Here is a 22,100-nt window from a genome sequence, read left to right on the forward strand (position 1 = left end):
TGAGAACTACTGTGCTGCGAATTTTACTTTTGACTTTTGATATCTTATAATTTTAGAAATGCATATTGAGTTTAAAGATAGAATAAGAGTTTCAAAATACATAGATGATGTAGACATTTGTAAGGCACAGATCTTAAAATGGACTAATTCTAAGTACGATAAAGCAATACTGTTAGATTCTAATCAATACAATAGAGATAAATACAAAACTTTTGATTTCATCTTGGCATTGGGAGTTGAAAGAGAATTATTATGTGAATCTGAAAAAGGAGCTTTTGATGAGTTGATTTCTTTTAGAAAAGAAGTAGATGATTGGCTTTTTGGTCATTTTAGTTATGATTTAAAAAACGATACGGAAGAGGTATATTCTAGAAATTTCGATGGAATTAATTTTCCATCTATGTATTTTTTTCAGCCACAAAAAATTTTTATTTTAAAGGGTAATGTTTTAGAGTGTTTAGCATTAAAAAATGTAAGTGTCGAGGAAATAGAAAATGATTTTTTCCAAATATTAAATTTAAATACGGAGACTGATACATCTGTTTTACAGTGTGAGATAGAGATAAAAAATCGCATTTCTAAAGAGGCCTATATAATGGCTGTAAAAAAATTATTGGAAGAAATTCAAAAAGGAAATATCTATGAAGTAAATTTTTGTCAAGAATTTTTTGCAGAAGAGATCACTATACGACCCGAAGATGTATTTAAGTCTTTAAATAGTATTTCCAAAGCTCCATTTTCTTGTTTTTACAAGTTTGAAGATCGGTTTTTGATTTGTGCTTCTCCAGAGAGATTTTTGAAGAAAACAGAGGATAAAATCATTTCTCAACCTATTAAGGGGACGGCAAAAAGAGGAGATAAATATGAGGATCCTTTAATTATTGAATCCTTGAAAAACTCTTTGAAAGAGCAAACAGAAAATATAATAGTAGTAGATTTAGTTAGGAATGATCTCTCTCATTTCGCTGCTGACAATAGTGTTAAAGTAGAAGAATTATGCGGGGTTTACACATTCGAACAAGTACATCAGTTAATATCGACTATAACAGCGGAATTAAAAAGTGATGTTTCAATAGAAAATGTGATAAAAAAGGCTTTCCCAATGGGATCTATGACTGGAGCACCTAAAATAAAAGCCATGCAATTATTAGAAAAATATGAGAGCACAAAAAGGGGTATATATTCTGGATCGGTTGGCTATATCACCCCTGGAGGGGATTTTGATTTTAATGTTGTAATACGCAGTATTCTTTATAATAGCACAAAAAAGTATGTGTCGTTTATCACTGGAGGCGCTATTACCTCTCTATCTATTCCCGAAGAAGAATATCAAGAGTGTATGTTAAAAGCAAAGGCAATGATAAAAGTATTAAGTGAATATAGATAATTCAAAGTTATATAAAATGGAATATATCGCTAAAAATAAGGAAGACTTATTTGCTATAGCAAAGGATATTATCACGAGAAAAACATCAAAGATATTTTGTCTAAATGGAGAGATGGGAGTTGGCAAAACTACTTTGATAAAAGAAATATTAAAAGTTTTAGGTGTAGAAGATAATACTTCTAGCCCCAGTTTTTCAATCATAAATGAATATCTTTCTGCTTTGGACAGTTCGCCTATTTATCATTTAGATTTTTATAGGTTAAATGACAAATTTGAGATTTACGATACGGGATGTGAAGAGTATTTTTATTCTGGTTATTATTGTTTTATAGAGTGGAGCGATAAGTTTGCTGATATAATACCAGAGGGAGCTGTTCGGATTAACATGAAACTAAGTGGATATAACAGAATTATACAGTGCAATTATTAAAGAGGTTTTATTACTACATAATAGGGATTGGAATAGGTATATTAATAACATATTTCTTTTTTAGAGATAGAGATATTTCTTTTTCGTATATGCCTACAGCCAGAGTGTTAAAAAATATAAATAGCAAATATTTATTATTCACAGATGAATCAAAGCAACAGTTAGAGAGTTTGGATATAGATACCCTTCAAGTAAAAAAAATGTTGAAAGATGGAGATGTAAATTTCTCCGAGAGCGATACTTCTTTAGATTCTTGTAAGATATATCAGATAGAATCCGAATCTTTCATTGTGAGAGTAAAAAACTGTGATAGTACAGCTCTTTTAATTCATGCTAAAAGAAAAAATGATTAAAATATTTAGGTTTAAATATTTAGGAGGGAAAAAATAAAGTTTTATAATTAAAAGTGACTCCGGCAGGATTCAAACCTGCAACCTCTTGAGCCGTAATCAAGTGCACTATTCAGTTATGCTACGGAGCCTAATTTGGACCTCAAAATTAACAGTTTTTTTGCCAAAAAACTAAGAGTTAGAATAAATCTCTTCCCTTATCTTTTTTATATCACTAGAGGATATATACTCATCGTAAGTACAGTTTTTGTCTATAGTGCCATTGGGAGTTATCTCTATAATTCTGTTGGCCACTGTTTGGACAAATTCGTGATCGTGTGTTGTCAATAATACGGTTCCCTTAAATGTCTTTAAAGAATTATTAAAAGCAGTTATGGACTCCATATCTAAATGCCTAGTAGGCTCATCTAAAAGTAGCACATTAGCTCTCAATAACATCATTCTAGAGATCATACACCTGACTTTCTCCCCACCTGAAAGCACATTACAAGGCTTTAGAGCTTCTTCTTTAGAAAAGAGCATTTTACCTAAAAATCCTCTTATAAAAATTTCATCTTTCTCATTGTCTTTAGCATATCTAGTCAGCCACTCTACCAGATTGTCATCACTTTGAAAATACTCAGAGTTATCATAAGGCAAAAAAGCAGTTTTGGTAGTTATTCCCCAGTTGTATTCTCCAGAGTCTGGTTCAATTTCTCCTGCTAATATTTGATAAAAATATGTGGTGGCTAAACTGTTTTTAGATAAAATGGCTACTTTATCTCCTTTGTTTAAATTGATATCAATATTTTTGAACAGGCATTCTCCTTCTAAGGATTTAGACATTTTTTTGACATGCAATATTTGATCTCCTACCTCTCTTTCTTGTTCGAAGATAATACCTGGATATTTTCTATTAGATGGTTTTATCTCATCTATATTGAGTTTTTCTAATAACTTTTTTCTACTTGTAGCTTGTTTGGATTTAGAAGCATTAGCGCTAAAACGATCTATAAAAGACTGCAATTCTTTTCTTTTGTCTTCTATCTTTTTATTATCCTGGCTCTTTTGTTTTAAAGCCAATTGACTACTCTCATGCCAAAAAGTATAATTTCCAGTAAATACATTTATTTTTCCGTAATCTATGTCTACAATACGCGTGCATACAGAATCTAAAAAATGACGATCGTGAGATACCACTATAACGGTGTTTTCAAAATCTGCGAGAAAATTCTCCAGCCATGATATGGTATCCACGTCAAGTCCGTTAGTCGGCTCATCAAGTATTAAGATATCTGGATTGCCAAACAGAGCTTGGGCTAATAAAACTCTAACTTTTTCTTTTTCTGTGAGTTCTCCCACATTGGAATAATGTGTGTCTTCGAATATTCCTAGAGAGGATAACAATGATGCGGCATCGCTTTCGGCTACCCATCCGCCCATCTCTTCATATTTGAGACCTAAGTCTGCCACTTTTAATCCATCTTCTTCCGAAAAGTCTTCTTTAGCATAAATGGCATCCATCTTAGATTTTACCGAATAAAGAGGTTTATTGCCCATTATTACAGTTTCTAAAACTTGATATTTGTCAAAAGCAAAATGGTCCTGAGATAAAACAGACATCCTTTTGCCTTGTTCTATGTGTATAGAGCCAGATGTGGGCTCTTCTTCTTTGGATAGGATTTTTAAGAGAGTAGACTTTCCAGCACCGTTAGCGCCAATTACACCGTAGCAATTTTGAGTTGTAAATTTGATATTTACTTGGTCGAAAAGAACCCTTTTGCCAAACTGAACGGACAGATCGGATACTGTAAGCATGATAATAAATTATTTTTTGAGTTGTAGAATTAGGGGCACAAAGGTAATTTTTTATATCTATATATGTTTCGGTTCAAGACAAACTTAAGGTAAATTTATATGCGTGTAAATCCTTATCTTATCTATGAAAAATGAGTATATAATTCGTTTGAGAATTTTTGAGGCAAAATTCAGGTCTATTTTACGGTTATTTTGCAAGGTTATTACTGAGAATGTAAATTGAATTAAAAATTTAGAAGTTGTAGGTAATTCCAAAAATTATATATGCTAGAGGTCCGTTATTTATTACTACCTCATCAATTCCATCCGATATAGTGTATAGAATAAGATGAATATTAGCATATGCCTCTTAAGATATAGTTATTTAAAGACTTTCAAATGTTTTCGTTAAGCGATTCTATTAATTTTACTAGGGTTACCAGAGATTTTTTTTGGATTTGATAAAATTTTTGCAAAAAAAACGAACTTTATTGAAAATTATTTATATATTTCGGGCATGTTTATCGTTTAATTTAAAGAAACAAATTATGAAAAAATTATTATTTCTCACAATTTCCTTAAGTACTTGTTTATTAACTTATGCTTATTCCTTTTCAAATTTTAATCAAGAAGAGGATACGGTGTATGTTTGTTCAAGTTCACGGAGCATATGTTATAAATCAGAGGGTGTAGTAGTTCGCGGAGATTTGAAAGCAATAGTAATAGATAAAGGTTCCCGTTAATTGAAAAGAAGGATATGTAAACTTATTCTACGCTTCTTGCCAATAAAAACTGTTTCTGTTATGTAGAAGCAGTTTTTGTTGGTTTAGTATTAATAGAATTCGGTTCAAGACAACTTAAGGGGATTTTTTCTTAGCCATTTTGACAGATAAGAATACAAATTTTCATTGCGATAATTAAATCTCCATTCACACTCTTTTAGGTGATAATAAAAATTGTGTTTATGGACTCCTCTAAATCTGGATAATCGAACTTTACATAGTCCCCAAAAACTCTCAATTCCATTAATGTGATTTACTCCTTTAGTAAATTCATTTTCACTATGTTTTACTCTATAATGCTTCTTATAACCATAGTTTACCAAGCTGTCATAAGACTTAAAACCATCAGTATAAATTGTACTTTCTTTACTTGCTCTGCTCTTTATAATAGGCATTATTACTTATTATGAGCAGTTTTTTACAATTTGTGTATAAACTTTTCCTTCTCTCTTTAACATGCCAAATACAGGAACTTTTCCTCCTGATCCTCGTCCCCTTTTTCCCCTAGCTCGTTTAGCTCCAAAATAACTCTCATCTAATTCTATTTCCCCTTGATTAAAGAGGCTTTCTTCTTCGCATTTTTGAGCAATTAACAAACGTAATCTGTCAAAAATTTTGTTGATAGTATAACGGTTTACATCAGTCAATTTACTAACTTTTTTCGCTTGAATATCTAGGTGAGATAACCGTAAAATAGACATGAATTTTGCCTCAGAAATTCTCAAACGGATTATATGCTCATTTTTCATAGATAGGATAAGGGTTTGCACACATATAAACTTGCCTTAAGTTGTCTTGAACCTTAAAAATTTAGAAGTCGTAGGTAATTCCAAAAATTATATATGCTAGAGGTTTGTTATTTATTACTACCTTATCAATTCCATCCGATATAGTTAGACGAGATTTATACTGAAAATTATCATATATAGAGAAAAGTTGCCCAAAATTCCTGGAAGAAATACTAAAGGTTATTTTTTCGATTTTGTAAGAAAGAGATACGTTTATCTCTTGTGTGTTGTAAATCTTGTTATTTATTAACCTATTGTTGTACAGTAAAGTCATTTTTCCATTCAAATTCTCATTCTTAAAAAGAATTGAAAAGGAACTTTTTATAACTCTATTGTATATATAGCTATCATGTGTTTTTCTCGTTAATTTATTATATCCAAAAGAAAGACCAAAGGATGTTTTGAAATTTATTAAATGATCGGAAAGAGTTTCTATCTTAAATTTAGGATAAAGAGCCACTTCATTTTGGGACACTTTTTTTTCATTTATCATAGATGGATAGAATGAACTACTAGCATTTATTTTCAAATAAAGTTTTACAGGATAAGTTATTTGAAACAAAGTTTTACTAAAATCAGAATAAACAGTGTATGTACTTCGAGAATCTGCAGTGAAAAGCCTAAACTTGAAGAAATTTTCTTCTATGTCTAAAAGAGTTCTAGATAGATAGTTTTTATGCTTAGAGTAACTTGAGCCTATAGAAAATGACTCTCCGTAGAAAAGATTATTGTAACTGTAATAGATATTTCCATTATTTGACTCGCTGTATTCAATTGGATAATCTTCTCTTCCAATTAATATTATATTACTACTACTAGTTCTATTTATACCTGATTCTAAATTATTAATAGATTCACTTCTATTGAAAGTACAAACAATACTATGATTTCCTTTTTCATGCTTCACATAAAATTGAATAGGGATAAATAAAGAGTTATTCTCTTTGTCAAGAGAGAGCTTGTTGGTATTTCTCGCCAGAGAAAAGGACGCGTCATAACTTATATTTTCAAGTATTTCTCCCCATATTTTTATACCTATACTAGAATTATTAATTCTTCTTTTTATGGAATTATTATCATTTATTTTCTCTTTCAAATATTCATTAGAAAAAGTATAATCCGAAACTATGGAATATTCAAAATCTTCGTTCAATTTATGATTAAAAGACAAAGAGGGCTCAATGATGTTTCTTTTAAAATTAAAATCTTGATTATTGTTTGATAGAATATCATCAATAGTGTATTTATTATTCATAGAGTCGTTTTCCATTTTCATATATACGTTAGCTTTTAGGATTATATTCTTAGCTGTTTTCATTGTTAATACCGAGTTATTGAAAATGGAAAATACTCTATTAGAACTGTAGAACTCAGTGTAATTATCGCTAAAACTTTCATTTTTAAAGAGAGTATTTTTTATGTTGTTGTCATAGTTATTATCTGCAAAGTATATTCCTACGAGATTAGATGCGATTATTTTTCTAGATAATTTATAGTCTATAGAGGTTCTTCCTAAAACTGAATTTCCATTTGAGGTCATCTCATTATAACTCTTTGACAAAGCTTTATTTTCAAGAGTGTTGATATTTTCGTAAATAGTTTTAACCTTAGAGGGTTTGATATAATAATATACGCTAGAGTGTCTTAATTTTTCCATAGTATTTCTCAAGGTTAGGTTAGAAATGCTAAAAAAATAATTCTTAACCTGTTTTTGCAATGAGATTATTTTACTGAGCTCGGCGATCTCATAAGGAGAAAAAGAACTATGCCGGCCAAAAATATTGCCGAGTTCTATGTTGCTGATACTGGTACTTATTATATTATTCGTGTTGTTTGTGACAAAAGCATTTGTGTTTTCTGAGAATAAAAACCCGTCTCCTTTTAATTGGTACTTGTTGTGATAGCCATAATTTGCGGAAACAGATCCAGTAAATACATTTTTAAAACTCTCCTTAGTATTTAAGTTTAAAACGGTTTCTCCTACTTCATCAAAACTGATATAAAAATCGTCTTTGTAATCATCTATTACCTGAATATTCTTTATCATTCTCTTTTTTACACTTTTTAATGCTAGTTCATTTTGGTTGACAAAAGCTTCTTTATTGTTTATTAAAATTTTGTCTATATTTTTCCCTTTGTAAATTATAACTCCACTGTCATCGATTGCAAGGTTTGGATTTTTTTCTAAAATAGTTTTTAAGTCATCGGATTCTTGTATATTTAGCTTGCTTAGATCAAGTGTATGAGTTCCTTTTTTATCAGATGTGACTACAATTTCTTCTAAGTTGAGAGTGTTGTTTTCTAAGATAAAATCTATAATAATCTCTTCTTTTTCCAAATCTTTTTTTGAGAAAACCTTTGTCTTTTCTAAAAAAGAAACATGTCTAACTACCAATCTATATTCTATTTTCAAAGAGTCTTTGATTTCAAAACTACCCTTTTTGTCAGAAGTGGTATACGAAATTATATCATCTTTATCGCTATACAACACAAGTGTTGCTCCTCCTATCTCTTGATTTTTTTTATCATAGACATGTCCTTTTAAAATTCTAGTTTGAGAATAAATAGATGTTGATAATAACAGGCATGAGATGATGTTTTTAAAAGTCATTTATTATTATGTTGATGTTATTTACTCAAGATAACCTCTTAAGGGAAATTAACATAAATACAAATAAAATCCTTATGCTTGAAGTCAAAATCGCAAGATTGCAAAAAAAGTGTCAGAGTGTCGACAAATTACCTCGCTAGTATACAGAATAAGATGAGTATTAGCATATCTCTCTCAAGATACAATTATTTAAAGACTTTCAAATGTTTTCGTTAAGCGATTCTATTAATTTTACGAGGGTTGCCAGAGATTTTTTTAGACTTGATAAAATTTTTTCAAAAAAAACGAATGTTACTGAGTATTATTTATATGTTTGATAGCACGCCTATCATTTAATTTTAAAAGAATGAATTATGAAAAAAATATTACTTCTGACAATTGTCTTGTGTGCTTCTGTGTTAATCTTATGTTTATTCTTCTCCAAATTTTGTGAAGCATCTCGATAAGCGTTAAAAACTATTTATGTTATGTAGAAGCAGTTTTTACTGGTTTAGTATTAATAAAATCCATCTAATTCCTTACAAATTATTATAAATGTCTTATTTCAAATTCTATCTATTGGCTGTAACTGTTATTTTTTTAAATTCATGTAAAAACGATAAATACAACAACGTGCGAGGATCTGTAATTTTTGATAATATAAAAAACAATAGTGATGTTTTTAAGATTTCAAAAGTAGGATCTAAAAATATTAAAGGGGATGTTATTAGATCAAATAATGAATATGTATACATCTATCACAATAAAAAAATTAATGTGTTTGATGAAAAACTAGATTCTCTAAGAAGTATAAAGATAGACCAAAAAGTCTATAAATACTTACAGAGTTTTGAATCTATTTTTATTTTCGATAATTACTTATTCTTTTCAAAGAATAGAACTTCTATTAGCATATACGATTTAAATAATGATACTCTTAAAGAGATAAGACCTCCAAAAGACTTTGTTATTGATGAGTTTGTAATTATTTCTCAAACAGATATCTTGGTATTCGGAGCAAAAAGGAAACCTGATAGACATGAAGAAACAACTAACGGGTTTTATAGATTTTATCTTGACAAAGACTCTAACTCTCTTAATAATCCCGTGTTAATACAAGAGGTAGAATTAAATAAAAATTCAGTAGAAGCTTCTTTAAGGATGTTAGGGTATTTTTTTCTAAATGGAGAAAAGGTTACCTATAATAATTATTATTTGAATAAAACACACGTTTTGGATTTAGAAAAAGATAAACTAATAACTGTCACTAGCAGACATCCAGTTAGTGACCTTACACTTGATAAGTTTAAATTTACAGGTGATCTATATTATAACTATATGTATAGAGAAAAGAAAGTGGGTGAAATTTACTTTGCTTCTATTGCGATAGATGACTATTTATTAAACTTCAATGCTAACAAAAAGGGAATTTTATTAGAATTATACTCTGTTTTAAATAAAACACATATTGGTTCTTATCTATTTGATCAAACTATTGATTTTTATAATTCAGGTTCTATAACTGTAAAAAAAATACATAAAGATTTATACCTTTTTTCTGATTATGACAACAAAATCCTATACAAGATTGAAAGAAAAAATTAAAAAAACATATTCTCCACTTGTAGAGATATTGACATTAATTATTTTTTCCTATACGGCAGTTTTCAAAATATTGAATATACAAGGCTTCCAGCTTAATATAGTTAAAACAGGTATTTTTTATCCACAACTTATTCAACCTGTATCTTTTATAGTAATAGCAATAGAACTACTAGTTATATCCTTAATAGTGTTAAGACATAAAAAATCTATTCATGTTTCTTTATTATCTATGACAGCATTCACTTTTTACATAATTTTTGCGAAAATTATTGGTAAATTCTCCACATGTGGATGTGGAGGCGTAATTTCTCAAATGACGTTTTTACAACATATAACTTTTAATTTAATAGTCATAACTATGCTATCCTTAACTTTTTTATTTAAGCGTAAACGTAAATCTATTCATAAGTAATCTTTTATGAAAACACTCTTTATCCTACTAGTTATTTTTAATACTATTCTCTTTGAATCAAAGGGACAGGAAAAAAATAAACCAATTTTTAAAATTACTTACGAAAGTAGTCCGCTTACAGCAGCCGCCATTAAGAATTTAAAGAGTCAATTTAAAAATCTAGATATGTATGATTTCCTTGTTTCTGAAATAAAGAAAATTAAGTTTTTTTATTCTTTGTTTTACGATTCAAGGGAAAATACGTCTATCTATGCTCTAGATTCTATAAAACAGGGAGAAAGGTCTAAAGGTACATATAATGTTGTTTTTGCATACAAAAACAATAATACTCTTTATTCAAAAGAAAATATTTCCAATTCAGATGTTCATGTCCAAGATGATGATTCTTTTTTAGAATGGGAAATAACCAAAGAAAGAAAGAGGATAAGTAATTACGAATGCATAAAAGCTTTCTTGAAAAAATACCCTGATCATATAGTTTGGTTTTCTCCTGAAATTCCTATAGGTATCGGACCATATATATATCATAATTTGCCTGGACTTGTATTAGAATCTGAAAATAAATCTTCATTAAATAAATTGACATCTATATCACATGTGGAAAGCAGTATTTTTGAGGAAAAATTAGAAGAAATTAAAAAAAATATGATCAAAGAAAACACTGAAAATTTTAATTCCTTATTCTTAAAAAGAGATCTCATGAGAAGGAGAAATAAATAATCAGAAATTTAAACAAGGGTTTCTTATTTAGAGATTTTAGTTAGATTAATAAACGGAGTTAAGACAGGCATTGCTGACGATTGGATGATTAATAGAGGGTTTTTTAAGCGAAAAACTTGTAAGCAATAAGTCCAGAAATGATATTGGTTAGAAAATTAGCGAAACTTCTATGTCTAGAATGCTCTATCTGGACACTATCCCTTAGAGTGTGTAAATAAAAAATGACATATTTTTTTGTTTTTATTCATAGTCGAACTCTTTCGTCAAAAATAGTTAAAAATTGATTTAGGATTATTCCTCAATTCAGTATCGGTTTGGATCATTTTTTTGTAGCCTCTCTCAGAGCTAAAAAAGTAGAAAATCCCATATTTTCTTCTTTAGTGTTTATCTTGGAAATCTTCTCCTGAACATCATAGAGGTGTTTGAGTTCTGAAGGCTTGAGCTGATCTTTCATGTCTCTCTTAGCTTTGTTTATTAGCTTATGGTATTTATTTTCTGAATATTCTCATTTGATGTGCTTAAAACATTACCACTATCATCGTAGGTGTATAACGAGTTTATCTTAGCTGTATAGTAGGCTATTAAAATAGCTAGATCGTTTACCAAGCCCTCATTAAAAGCTATGCACCTATCTACCAAGGTCTCACCTGAATTATGGGGATTTAAAAACTCAATACGGGTATTATTATCAGGCAATGCATCATCGGGGTTGTTTTTATTCTACTCTGCTAATAGCTCTCTTCAACCTAGGTCTTTTGAATACTTATAAACTATTGATTTGCTTATATTAAAGTCTTCAGCAAGCTTTTTAACCCTATCGGGCTAACTCATGCCATTGGGATATGAAAAAAAGTTTGAGTGTATTTTTTTGATTTTGTTGAATGATCCTACGAAGTTTTTTTCATTAAGAAAATACTTATTTTTAGTTATATCCTATTTAAGATAATAAATAGATAGTTATATTTCTCCAATAGAAAAAGAGCCTAATTTAGAGTGTCGTTAAGATTTAATTCTTTTTTTAAAAACATAGTCGTAGAACTCTCAGTATTTTCTGCTATGCTCTCTGGAGTGCCAAAACACACTATATTCCCACCTTCTACTCCTCCTTTGGGACCTATATCTATTATGTGATCAACTACTTTTATCACATCCATATTATGCTCTATTACAATAACTGTATTTTGCTTTTCTACTAGTTTATTGAGTATATCTAACAACACTTTTATATCTTCAAAATGCAAGCCTGTGGTTGGCTCATCCAAAATATAAAGAGTTTTGCCCGTATGTCTTTTAGATAATTCTAAAGCTAATTTCAAACGTTGTGCCTCTCCTCCTGAGATAGTATTAGATGGCTGACCAAGGGTGATATATCCCAAACCCACATCTCTCATGGTTTTTAACTTCTTATATACCTTAGGTATATTTTTGAAGAAATCTACAGCAGTATTTACAGTCATATTTAAGACGTCCGAAATAGATTTGCCCTTGTATTTTATCTCTAAAGTTTCTCTATTAAACCTATTACCATTGCAAGATTCACAACACACGTAAACGTCTGGCAAAAAATGCATCTCCAAAGTGCTTACACCTGCTCCCTTACAAGATTCGCATCTCCCTCCAGGTACATTAAAAGAAAAACGACCAGATTTATATCCCCTTATCTTTGAATCTGGTAACACAGAAAAAACAGATCTTATATCGGACAATACCCCCACATAAGTAGCTGGATTAGAACGAGGAGTACGACCTATAGGATCCTGATTTACATTTACTACTTTGTCGATATTTTCAATCCCCTCGATAGAACCATATGACAATGGTTCCTTGACAGAATTATAAAAATGCTTACTCAAAATTGGATATAAAGTGCCGTTTATAAGACTCGACTTACCACTTCCAGAAACACCTGTTATACATATCATCTTTCCCAATGGGAAAACCACATCTATATTTTTGAGATTATTTCCTTTAGCTCCTTTTAAAATCAAATCTTTTCCTGTACCACATCTTCTCTTTTCAGGAATTTCTATAGCCTTACTATTATTCAAATACTGAGCCGTTAAAGTACTCTGACTCTTAATATCTTCTAAAGTGCCTTGAGCGACTATCTCTCCTCCTTTCACCCCTGCAAAGGGCCCCATGTCTAATATGTAATCTGAATGTTCCATTACCTCTTTGTCATGTTCTACCACTATTACACTATTGCCTAAATCCCTCAATTTCTTTAGAGAACTAATCAGCTTTATGTTGTCTATTTGATGTAGACCTATGCTAGGTTCATCCAAGATGTAAGTTACCCCTACAAGCTGCGAACCTATCTGAGTGGTTAACCTAATTCTTTGAGCCTCCCCTCCCGAAAGAGTATCTGAAGTCCTGCTCAACGAGAGATATCCTAAACCCAAATCAATTAAAAAATTTACCCTAAGGGATATTTCCTTTAATATCTCCCGCGCAATCAGATTTTGTCTTTGATTTAAAAAATCAGGTATTTTTTTTATGAAATCAATAGAAGTCAATAAATCTAATTGTGATAATTCTGAAATGTTCTTATCCATTATTTTAAAACTCAGAGATATTTTATTTAATCTGAGCCCTTTACACTGCGGGCAAATAGTCTTATCTATATATTTCTCTGCCCATCGTTTTAGAGTAGGAGAATCTGAATTATTGTAATTATCACTTATAAAATTAGCAATACCTTTAAAATCTATATAAAAATCTTTGGAAACACCTATGTTGCCTATTTCTTTGGAAACCTTTTTATTCCCTCCATACAAGATGATATCTATGGCTTCTTTTGGAAAATTTTTTATAGGAGTATCAAAAGTCAGATCATATACAGATAGTATTATACCTATCTCATCGTAAATCCAACTCTTGTTTTTTCCAACTAAAGGTGTTATCCCCCCTTGTTTTATACTCTTTTCTAAATCTGTAATTATTTTTCTCTCGTCTACACCATAGCTATAACCCAAGCCTTTACAATCAGGACAACTGCCCTTGGGAGAATTAAAAGAAAAAAAGTTAGGTTCAGCAGTAGAATAAGATATCCCTGTAGTAGGGCACATTAGTTTCCTGCTGAAATAGACGAAATTCTTTGCTTTAGAATCGTATAATTTCATAACCCCTTCTCCGTTGTCCAAAGCCGTTTTTACACTTGCTGATATCCTGTTGATATTAGCCTTATTGATACTGAGTTTATCGATTACTATATCTATATCGTGAAGTTTATATCTATCTAATTGTAGATCTTTTGTTATTTCTATTAATTCATTATCGACAAAAGCTTGTATAAATCCTCTTTTAGAAATTTTTTCGAATAGCTCTCTGTAATGGCCTTTTCTAGATCTCACTACTGAAGAGAGTATATAAACCATTTTACCGTCGTTTTTTTCTAGTATGTTTTCTACTATTTCCTCATCGGTATAAGAGACCATCTTTTCAGAGGTTTCATAGGAATAGGCATCTGCACAACGAGCGTACAAGACGCGTAGAAAATCATATATCTCTGTAATCGTACCGACTGTAGAACGAGGATTTTTATAAACAGTCTTTTGGTCTATGGAAATAACTGGAGATAGCCCATCTATCTTATCCACATTAGGGCGTTCCATAATACCTAAGAATTTTCTGCCATAGGCAGAGAAAGTTTCTATATACCTCCTCTGACCCTCGGCGTAAATAGTATCAAAGGCGAGTGAAGACTTCCCACTGCCACTCAAACCAGTGATTACAACCAATTTGTTTTTAGGTATTTTTACATCTATGTTTTTTAGATTATGCTCTTTGGCACCTAAGACGACTATAAATTCACTTTGCATACTATTCTTTTTTCTATCTCAAGGAATTTAAGTCAAATTAGAGACGACATAAAATCTTCCAAGGAATTGATCTCATTAATCTCAATAGCTCCCTTTCCCGTCCAAAAAGATTGGTATTCTCTCATAGATTTCCCCTTGGCAAAATTTCTAATACCCTTAGTGGCATAATGCAAAAATGGATATTCTACTTTGCCTTTTATCTCTAATGACGACAGTTTGTTTTTGATACCCTTTGCCATCTTGCCAGTAATGCTACTTGTAAATATAATATCATCTTGGTTTTTTGTCTCTACTAACACATTTTTATATAAATCATTGGCTGTGCTCTCTTGGGTCATTAAAAAACCCGTTCCTATTTGAACTCCATCATAGCTGTCATTCAAAGCACTTTTAACTCCAGATTTATCTATTACTCCACCAGATTTAATTATATAAATACTAGGATATTCTCTTTTCAAATTATCAACTGATAAAAAATCACTATGAGAACTCTCACTTATAAAGCCTCCTACATGACCTCCTGCATCAGAATTTTGAAAGACAATTACATCTGATCCTCCGTCACTGACAGCTATTTTAAGCTCTTCTAAATTATTGATAGTGGTCATTATCCTTACACCAGCCCTCTTTAATTTTTCTATATCATCACTGTTGAATATTCCAAATGTGGTGCTCAAAATTCTCACCTTATGATCAATAGTTAATTGTACAATTTCAGAGACTTTAGATTGTGATGGAATATCAAAAAAGTCAGATTCATACATCCCTATTTCTCTTTCAATACTAATGATCTCTTCTGGTTTTTTGAGATTTAACAGATTGTATTCATTATAATCTGCAAATACATTTACCTGAAATGAATGCGATGTCTTACTCTTAACTTCAACTATAAATTTTTCTATATCGTCAATAGTTAGGTATCCACTTGGAATGCTTCCCAACATACCAAAATTTGAAACCTTCGAGACAACCTCTGGACTTATTATCCCGCCAGCCATAGGCGCCTGTATAATAGGATACTTAATTTTCAATCTCTCACAAAGGCTATTATCACTCATAATTTTAATTTTTAAATTATCTAGAACCCTCGAAAATAACTGTAGATTTTTAAATTTAAATCTAAAACTATATAAAACTACCTAATAAATGTGAAGCCACCTTATTGTTGTCGTACAAAAATGTAGATATCATATTGGGCCTGCCCAATACCAGTGTGAAATATTTAGATCCTTCGGTAATAAGACCCAAACCGTATATATTTTCACAGACTTTACCACTCTCGGTTTTTATCCTATGAGTTTTGTCTATTTCTAAACCACCATGAAAAAAATCACCATATCTAAATAGTTTATATCTCTTAGAAATATTACTGATGAGCAAATCCTTACTATTTCTATAATTCAAAGATGGTATTCTGGCTTTTATCAAAGAATCTACTTCTACCTCATTATTTTCTCTGTCGTATGTGCTATAAAGCATGTATTTATCACCTTTGTTAATCTTAGGATATTTGGCGTATTCTATACTGCAAACCCCAGCTTCTATCAAGGCTTCTAGCTGCTGTAATCTCATATATGGCGGACCTACACATATTTTATTAAAAATAGATTGCCATGCTGATATAAAATCTTGATAACTCTCACGTGTCAGACCTTTGTATTCCACAGCATATCTCAAAACATCTCTGATATCTCTGATAATATCCTGACAGAATTTATAAGGGCTATTAAATTTACCTAATCGACATTGTTGAATATCCCAACGCAGATAATCCATAAAGCTGTCTCTGAACTCCTTTGGAGAGGAGGTATTGAGATTTCTCTCTGGAGCAAAAAACTTGTCTATATCTAATTCTCCCTCGCCTCCCCTATCCTTGTAAGCAAATTCTAATTCTTTTACTACAAGAGGTAATATATTACTTCTAAAATCTAGTTTAGCATTATTCTTTTTGAGCAAATCCACAGCTTCTTTAGTGAAGAATCTCGGTGTATAGATATACTCAGTATCTGAATTATAAGCTCTGCCAGATAAGAACACCCCCGAACGAGAAAATAAGTATATCTGTGGTTCTTTTCCACTAGGAATATATTTTAACTTACCATTGTCTATATCTTGAAAGATGCCGCCTGCCCCTTCGGTGAGTTCACTAATAATATCAAAGGCTGTAAGCCCCATGCCTTGTATGGCAATAGAGAATTTATCTGTTTTTCTACTTAGCTCTCCAATCTTTGATATATCCTTGAAATACTCGTATTGGGATTGTTCAAAAGTCTGATGCCCATTACACAAAACACATTTGCAAACTAAATACTCATTTTGAGTAGTGTATATTTTAACGCCATTTTCACACTCTACAATATCTATTGCTTCTTCATTTTTTTCGTGAAATACAATATTATTGTCAATCATACGTTTTTTCTGCTCCCGATAGAAATGATTGAGATATTCTCCCAAATCCTTTCTAGAGAGATAATCTCCTTTATCTACATTCTGTGATTTGTTTTCAAAATACCATTCATAGAGGTTAGGCCCTTCATATATAGGATCGCAATCCCCCATCTCTTGACCAAAATACATGGTCACTTGACTGGCTACTGTGTTTATCTTGATATGTTGAGAGATTTTAGGATCGTGGCACCCCGATCCCAAGTGTTTATTTTTAAAAATTAAAAATAACTCTATTTTATCAGTAATTTTTAATTCAATGACATGAGAAACAATGCGCTCTAGAAGGGATGTTCCCCTAGGCCCCATACCAACAATAGCCAAACGCATATTGATCCGTTTATATTATCGATTCAGGTGTTTGAACCTCATAAATTTATAAATGGGCATTTATTTTTTTCTCTAATTCTTCTTTACTAGCTACCCCAACGTGTTTGTCTACCACTTCTCCATTTTTTATTATCAAAATGGTAGGAACGCTTCTAACTCCATATTTCCCAGCTGTCTCTTGGTTGTTATCTACGTCTAATTTTCCTACTATTGCTTTTCCTTTGAACTCTTCATGCAGCTCGTCTATTATTGGCGATAGTGTTTTACATGGACCACACCAAGTAGCTGAAAAATCTACAAGAGATACTTTGTCTGAATTTAATATCTCTTCTTGAAAATTTGAATCTGTTATTTCAAATGCCATAATAATTGTGCTTTTTTAGTTTAAAAACTGCGAATTTACGACTTTATACATTAAAATTTAAGTTACTTTTTTTTCTAAATTAGCGCCCCTATTAATCTCACCTTTTCATGAAAAAAATAAGAGTCAGATTCGCTCCGAGTCCTACGGGACCGTTGCATTTGGGAGGAGTCCGTACTGCGCTTTACAACTACTTATTCGCCAAAAAACACAATGGAGATTTTATCCTTAGAATAGAGGATACAGACGCTAATAGATTTGTAGAGGGAGCAGAGAAATACATCAAAGAATCTTTAGAGTGGTGTGGAATAAAAATAGATGAAGGAGATGATATAGGTGGGAATTACGGTCCGTACAAACAATCCAAAAGGAAGGATATATATAAAAAATTTGCCGATCTTTTAATAGATAAAGGGCATGCCTATTACGCTTTTGACACACCTGAAGAATTAGAACAGATGAGAGATAGGGTAAAGAAGTCTGGTGGCAAGACTTGGCAATACAACAGTATTACCAGGGGTTCTATGAAAAACTCTCTGACCCTTCCAAGAGAAGATGTGGAAAATAGATTGAAAAATAATGATCAATACGTAATAAGAATAAAGTTAAACAGGGATGAGGACATAAAGTTTTTAGATGAGATAAGGGGATGGGTATCAGTAAACACCAATAATATGGATGATAAGATCTTATTTAAAGGAGACGGTATGCCTACCTATCACTTAGCTAATGTGGTCGATGATCATCTAATGGAAATAACCCATGTGATCCGTGGGGAAGAATGGTTGCCATCGGCTCCCTTGCATGTAGTCCTCTATAAGTACTTTGGTTGGGAAGCCCCAAGTCTTTCTCACTTGCCTCTGATTTTAAAGCCTGATGCAAATGGAAAACTCAGTAAAAGAGATGGGGATCGTTTGGGTTTTTCGGTATTCCCTATAGATTGGATCGACCCCGACACCAAGGAGAAATATTCTGGATACAGAGAGCAGGGATTCATGCCCGACGCCTTTATAAATATGTTAGCCCTACTGGGTTGGAATCCTGGAACTCCTCAGGAAATATTTTCCATGGAAGAATTAATAGATAGTTTTTCTCTAGATAGAGTAGGAAAAACAGGCGCAAAATTTGATTTTGAAAAGACAAAGTGGTTTAATCACAAGTATATAGTAAATACCGATAATGAAGTTCTAGCAGAAAAACTCAATCCTTTAATAGAAGAGAAAAAAATAGATATTCCCAAAGACAAACTGATTAAGATCTGCGGAATAATGAAAGAGCGAGCTACTTTTATACCAGATATACTACAAGAAGGGAGGTATTTATTTGAAAGACCTGATTATAAGAGTATAGAAATATCAGAAAAGCATAAAAAAAATCTACACTTTATGCCTGAACTAAAAGAGTTATTAGAGGGTTGTGATATTTTCACATCAGATAAGCTGAATCTTATATTCAAAAAATTCTTAGAAGATAGGGGGTTAGCCTTCAGCGGTGCAGGTCCTATTTTCAGATTATGCATTACAGGGGTAAGTACAGGCCCATCTTTATTTGAGATATGTGAAATTCTAGAAAAGAGAGAAGTGATAGACAGAATGGATATAGCTATTAGGGAATTTAGCTAAACTGTAAAATAACAATCTCTCCTTCAAATATGGATCTAAAACTTCCTAGTGCAGATATAAAAGACTTTTTAGATTCTAAGGTAGAACAATACAACAATGCGGATTTTATAGAATCCGATCCTATATCTATACCTCATATGTATACTTCGAAGGAAGATATGGAGATATCTGGTTTTTTAGCAGCGACTATTGCTTGGGGTAATAGAAAGATGATAGTCAAAAATGCTAATAGGTTAATGGATCTAATGGGCAATATGCCCTATGAATTCATTATGGATCACAGAGAGGAACATTTAGAACAATTAGATGGATTTGTACACAGAACATTCAATTCCATTGATTTAAAATATTTTATAAAGTCTCTTAGAAATATCTACAAAAACCATGGAGGCTTAGAAAAAATTTTTTCGGATCATGCCACTGACCATTCCACTCAAAATGCCATTTGTGAATTCAAAAAAATATTTTTTTCCATAGAACACCCCAATAGAACTACTAAACACATCAGTGACCCAAACAAGGGATCTGCCGCCAAAAGAATCAATATGTTCCTGAGGTGGATGTGCAGAAAAGATCTTAAAGGAGTAGATTTTGGGATCTGGTCTTCTATTAAACCATCAGCCCTTTCTTGTCCATTAGATGTCCATTCTGGAAATGTGTCTAGAAAATTAGGCTTGCTCAAGGGAAAACAAAACGATGCCAAAGCGCTATTAGAACTAGATACGACCTTACGCAAATTAGATTCTAACGACCCTGTTAAATACGACTTTGCTCTTTTTGGCCTGGGTGTATTCGAAAAATTTTAGCCTATAAAAACGTGTTACTTTAAAAGTGTGGTGCTTTTTTCTTTAATGCCATTAAAATAACACGTTTTGAATGTGGTGCTTTAATCCTAAAAATAAACTTTACACTTTACGTGATAACGTCCTGCATAATCCTACTCGAATACTTCCCGTATTAATTTTTTAATCGTCAAATTTTCAAGTTTCGATGCTATAGGAGATATATTGTCTTGTCCATTCACCCAATGCATACCATCATTATAAACAATCCCAAGTAAGAAATAAATTTCTGGAACTTCATAACCCACGCTTTGGAGATACTCAAGTTTTTTTCTTGTGCCGTTTATGGAAATAAATTCTGTTCTCTGTGTATCTTCTCCGATTAGTTGGTAAACCAATTCTTCTATTTGAACTCTTACAGCACAACAGACTGCGAAAGGGTCATAGTCAACATCATTTAATAAGTATTTATCCTTTTCTTTTAGGGTAAACTTTTTAAAATGTTCTTCTCGTCCCCATATTTCTGGGATATGCAAGCGCTTAAACTCATCGCTTTGATTAATTTTCATTGTATGGTAGTGAAACAACTTTCCAGAAATATCATCTCTAAGCCCTTCATCTAAATCTTTATTCTCTCTCGCTAGTAATAATTTAGTCATCTCATTACTTATCTTAATCTGAGATTTACAGAGGTAATAGACTTTCTGTTTACTAAATGCGAAATTTTTAAAGTACAAAGGGTTTAAATGTGTTAAAATAAGGGGGTATATATTCCTTCCTTGCTTCTTAAAATCTCTAATAAACTTTGTTATATAGTACTGAGCAGTGATTAGATTAGCATCATCTAAGTAATCAAAAACTTCATCAATAATTAATATGCAATTCCCTTTATTTAACTTGAATTGGGCTTTAAACAACATGGATATAAAATTCAAAATATCTCTTTGCCCATTAGAAATCTCATGTGCTTTAGGGAACTTTACTACAAGTGAGCCACCTGTTTGACTTGTTCTTATATTTTTCCAAGTCGTATTAAAATCATTTAATAAATCATCGAACATTTCTTTATGTAACCTATAATTACTGTATTTACAGGCTGCCTTGAATCGATTTGGATCATTTTGGTATAACCAATGAATTTGGATACTATACAATAGAAAATTTACTACATTTTCGTTAGACACTTTCATGTCAATCATAGTTTTTGTTAGGTTCATCAGAGGTTTGATACCTTTTAAAGTATCTAGTTCATTAACTTTTATCCAATCAAGAAGATTTTCAATTGTTCCTGTTTGCTGATTTACTCTACCTATAAATTCGTTAATTGCATTCGTTGCCTTTACTCCATTAATACGATTTATTAACGAATAATCTTGAGATAGTTTTTGAACCATTACCTTATTATCCAGTACTTCTGATAAAGATAACTTAGAAAGGACTCTTCCACATTTTCCGAATCTATTTTTAAAATCTTTTAAATCATATCCAAAACCCAGACTTGGCGGTATTCCCTTAACGAGAACTACATCTTCAATTTCCATTGACCCAGTTGCACGACCAAATTGACTACCCTTGCCTTTTGCTACTAATGGACTTTTAATTACAAAACAATCCAATTGAGTTTTAATCGTATTTGATTCGTGGTTTGCAAATAGACGCTGAGTAGTTCCATCTGGTTTATTAATAGTTAATTCAATTCTAGGGTTTTTACCTTTATCTCCTTGACACCTCTCATTATCATGAAGATCTATTCTGGCATTGTTCATTCTCGCAAATGCACATGTGAATGAACTTTTTCCAAAACCATTCGGAGCCACTAACAAGCTTGGTCGATTTCTTATAATATTTAGATTGAATGTTTTGTCTTCAATCCCCTTCACATTTTGTATTCTTATTGAT

General features: G+C 31.5%; 17 protein-coding genes, 1 tRNA gene and 3 pseudogenes. 9 read left to right on the forward strand and 12 right to left on the reverse strand.

Annotated elements, in window-relative coordinates:
- The first annotated feature begins 58 nt into the window (after window positions 1–58).
- The 3 genes from JBKA6_RS02840 to JBKA6_RS02850 are packed head-to-tail and all read left to right on the forward strand — an operon-like array spanning window position 59 to window position 2,170.
- Window positions 59–1,387 (forward strand): anthranilate synthase component I family protein, encoded by a 1,329-nt coding sequence (locus JBKA6_RS02840; RefSeq protein ID WP_096685676.1) that lies wholly within the window; start codon window positions 59–61, stop codon window positions 1,385–1,387.
- A gap of 16 nt (window positions 1,388–1,403) precedes the next feature.
- Window positions 1,404–1,817, forward strand: coding sequence for a tRNA (adenosine(37)-N6)-threonylcarbamoyltransferase complex ATPase subunit type 1 TsaE (gene tsaE, locus JBKA6_RS02845; protein ID WP_096687349.1), 414 nt, complete (start codon window positions 1,404–1,406; stop codon window positions 1,815–1,817).
- Window positions 1,805–2,170: a DUF4258 domain-containing protein gene (locus JBKA6_RS02850; RefSeq protein WP_096685678.1), complete on the forward strand. Its 366-nt coding sequence runs from the start codon at window positions 1,805–1,807 to the stop codon at window positions 2,168–2,170. The genes tsaE and JBKA6_RS02850 overlap by 13 nt, the downstream gene beginning before the upstream one ends.
- Before the next feature lie 54 nt (window positions 2,171–2,224).
- Here the strand turns inward: JBKA6_RS02850 and JBKA6_RS02855 are convergent.
- A tRNA-Arg gene (locus tag JBKA6_RS02855) sits at window positions 2,225–2,298 on the reverse strand.
- Window positions 2,299–2,338: 40 nt separating this feature from the next.
- Entirely contained in the window at window positions 2,339–3,964 is a 1,626-nt protein-coding gene (locus tag JBKA6_RS02860) for an ABC-F family ATP-binding cassette domain-containing protein (protein ID WP_096685680.1), read from the reverse strand.
- A gap of 115 nt (window positions 3,965–4,079) precedes the next feature.
- Here JBKA6_RS02860 and JBKA6_RS08080 point away from each other — a divergent pair.
- Window positions 4,080–4,160: pseudogene (locus JBKA6_RS08080) on the forward strand (IS1595-like element ISIse1 family transposase); the annotation flags it as partial.
- Window positions 4,161–4,790: 630 nt separating this feature from the next.
- Here the strand turns inward: JBKA6_RS08080 and JBKA6_RS02865 are convergent.
- Together JBKA6_RS02865 and JBKA6_RS02870 are read right to left on the reverse strand one after the other, a co-directional pair.
- Window positions 4,791–5,483: pseudogene (locus JBKA6_RS02865) on the reverse strand (IS1595 family transposase).
- A gap of 52 nt (window positions 5,484–5,535) precedes the next feature.
- Window positions 5,536–8,124, reverse strand: coding sequence for a carboxypeptidase-like regulatory domain-containing protein (locus tag JBKA6_RS02870; protein ID WP_096685682.1), 2,589 nt, complete (start codon window positions 8,122–8,124; stop codon window positions 5,536–5,538).
- Window positions 8,125–8,658: 534 nt separating this feature from the next.
- Here JBKA6_RS02870 and JBKA6_RS02875 point away from each other — a divergent pair.
- The 3 genes from JBKA6_RS02875 to JBKA6_RS02885 are packed head-to-tail and all read left to right on the forward strand — an operon-like array spanning window position 8,659 to window position 10,840.
- On the forward strand, window positions 8,659–9,708 hold the full coding sequence (locus JBKA6_RS02875) for a hypothetical protein (RefSeq protein ID WP_096685684.1): 1,050 nt from the start codon (window positions 8,659–8,661) through the stop codon (window positions 9,706–9,708).
- Entirely contained in the window at window positions 9,668–10,120 is a 453-nt protein-coding gene (locus JBKA6_RS08085) for a MauE/DoxX family redox-associated membrane protein (RefSeq protein WP_394340183.1), read from the forward strand. The genes JBKA6_RS02875 and JBKA6_RS08085 overlap by 41 nt, the downstream gene beginning before the upstream one ends.
- Before the next feature lie 6 nt (window positions 10,121–10,126).
- Window positions 10,127–10,840 carry a GLPGLI family protein gene (locus JBKA6_RS02885; RefSeq protein ID WP_096685688.1) on the forward strand — a complete coding sequence of 238 codons (714 nt, stop codon included), beginning with the start codon at window positions 10,127–10,129 and terminating at the stop codon, window positions 10,838–10,840.
- A gap of 45 nt (window positions 10,841–10,885) precedes the next feature.
- Here JBKA6_RS02885 and JBKA6_RS08155 read toward each other — a convergent pair.
- From JBKA6_RS08155 to trxA, 7 genes and pseudogenes are all read right to left on the reverse strand, one after another.
- Window positions 10,886–11,045, reverse strand: a pseudogene (locus JBKA6_RS08155) (IS982 family transposase); the annotation flags it as partial.
- Window positions 11,046–11,159: 114 nt separating this feature from the next.
- On the reverse strand, window positions 11,160–11,294 hold the full coding sequence (locus JBKA6_RS07910; protein WP_262490688.1) for a hypothetical protein: 135 nt from the start codon (window positions 11,292–11,294) through the stop codon (window positions 11,160–11,162).
- Window positions 11,295–11,314: 20 nt separating this feature from the next.
- Complete coding sequence (locus JBKA6_RS02890) at window positions 11,315–11,536, reverse strand: hypothetical protein (RefSeq protein ID WP_096685690.1); 222 nt, start codon at window positions 11,534–11,536, stop codon at window positions 11,315–11,317.
- A 287-nt stretch (window positions 11,537–11,823) separates the two neighbouring features.
- The gene (gene uvrA / locus JBKA6_RS02895) at window positions 11,824–14,661 is read right to left on the reverse strand and encodes an excinuclease ABC subunit UvrA (protein WP_096685692.1); all 2,838 of its coding nucleotides are present in this window, start codon (window positions 14,659–14,661) and stop codon (window positions 11,824–11,826) included.
- A 32-nt stretch (window positions 14,662–14,693) separates the two neighbouring features.
- Entirely contained in the window at window positions 14,694–15,719 is a 1,026-nt protein-coding gene (locus JBKA6_RS02900; RefSeq protein WP_096685694.1) for an NAD(P)H-dependent flavin oxidoreductase, read from the reverse strand.
- A 67-nt stretch (window positions 15,720–15,786) separates the two neighbouring features.
- Window positions 15,787–17,436: an FAD/NAD(P)-binding protein gene (locus JBKA6_RS02905; RefSeq protein ID WP_096685696.1), complete on the reverse strand. Its 1,650-nt coding sequence runs from the start codon at window positions 17,434–17,436 to the stop codon at window positions 15,787–15,789.
- Window positions 17,437–17,482: 46 nt separating this feature from the next.
- A complete protein-coding gene (gene trxA / locus JBKA6_RS02910; RefSeq protein WP_096685698.1) occupies window positions 17,483–17,800 on the reverse strand; it encodes a thioredoxin in 318 nt (105 codons plus the stop codon).
- A 107-nt stretch (window positions 17,801–17,907) separates the two neighbouring features.
- Between trxA and gltX the strand changes: the two genes are divergently transcribed.
- A complete protein-coding gene (gltX, locus tag JBKA6_RS02915) occupies window positions 17,908–19,419 on the forward strand; it encodes a glutamate--tRNA ligase (protein WP_096685700.1) in 1,512 nt (503 codons plus the stop codon).
- 29 nt (window positions 19,420–19,448) lie between these two features.
- Window positions 19,449–20,225, forward strand: coding sequence for a TIGR02757 family protein (locus JBKA6_RS02920; protein WP_096685702.1), 777 nt, complete (start codon window positions 19,449–19,451; stop codon window positions 20,223–20,225).
- A 131-nt stretch (window positions 20,226–20,356) separates the two neighbouring features.
- Here JBKA6_RS02920 and JBKA6_RS02925 read toward each other — a convergent pair whose 3' ends face one another.
- Window positions 20,357–22,081 carry a hypothetical protein gene (locus JBKA6_RS02925; protein ID WP_172843101.1) on the reverse strand — a complete coding sequence of 575 codons (1,725 nt, stop codon included), beginning with the start codon at window positions 22,079–22,081 and terminating at the stop codon, window positions 20,357–20,359.
- Window positions 22,082–22,100: the final 19 nt, after the last annotated feature.

It is taken from the genome of Ichthyobacterium seriolicida, from assembly GCF_002369955.1.
In the GTDB taxonomy this organism is placed as follows: domain Bacteria; phylum Bacteroidota; class Bacteroidia; order Flavobacteriales; family Ichthyobacteriaceae; genus Ichthyobacterium; species Ichthyobacterium seriolicida.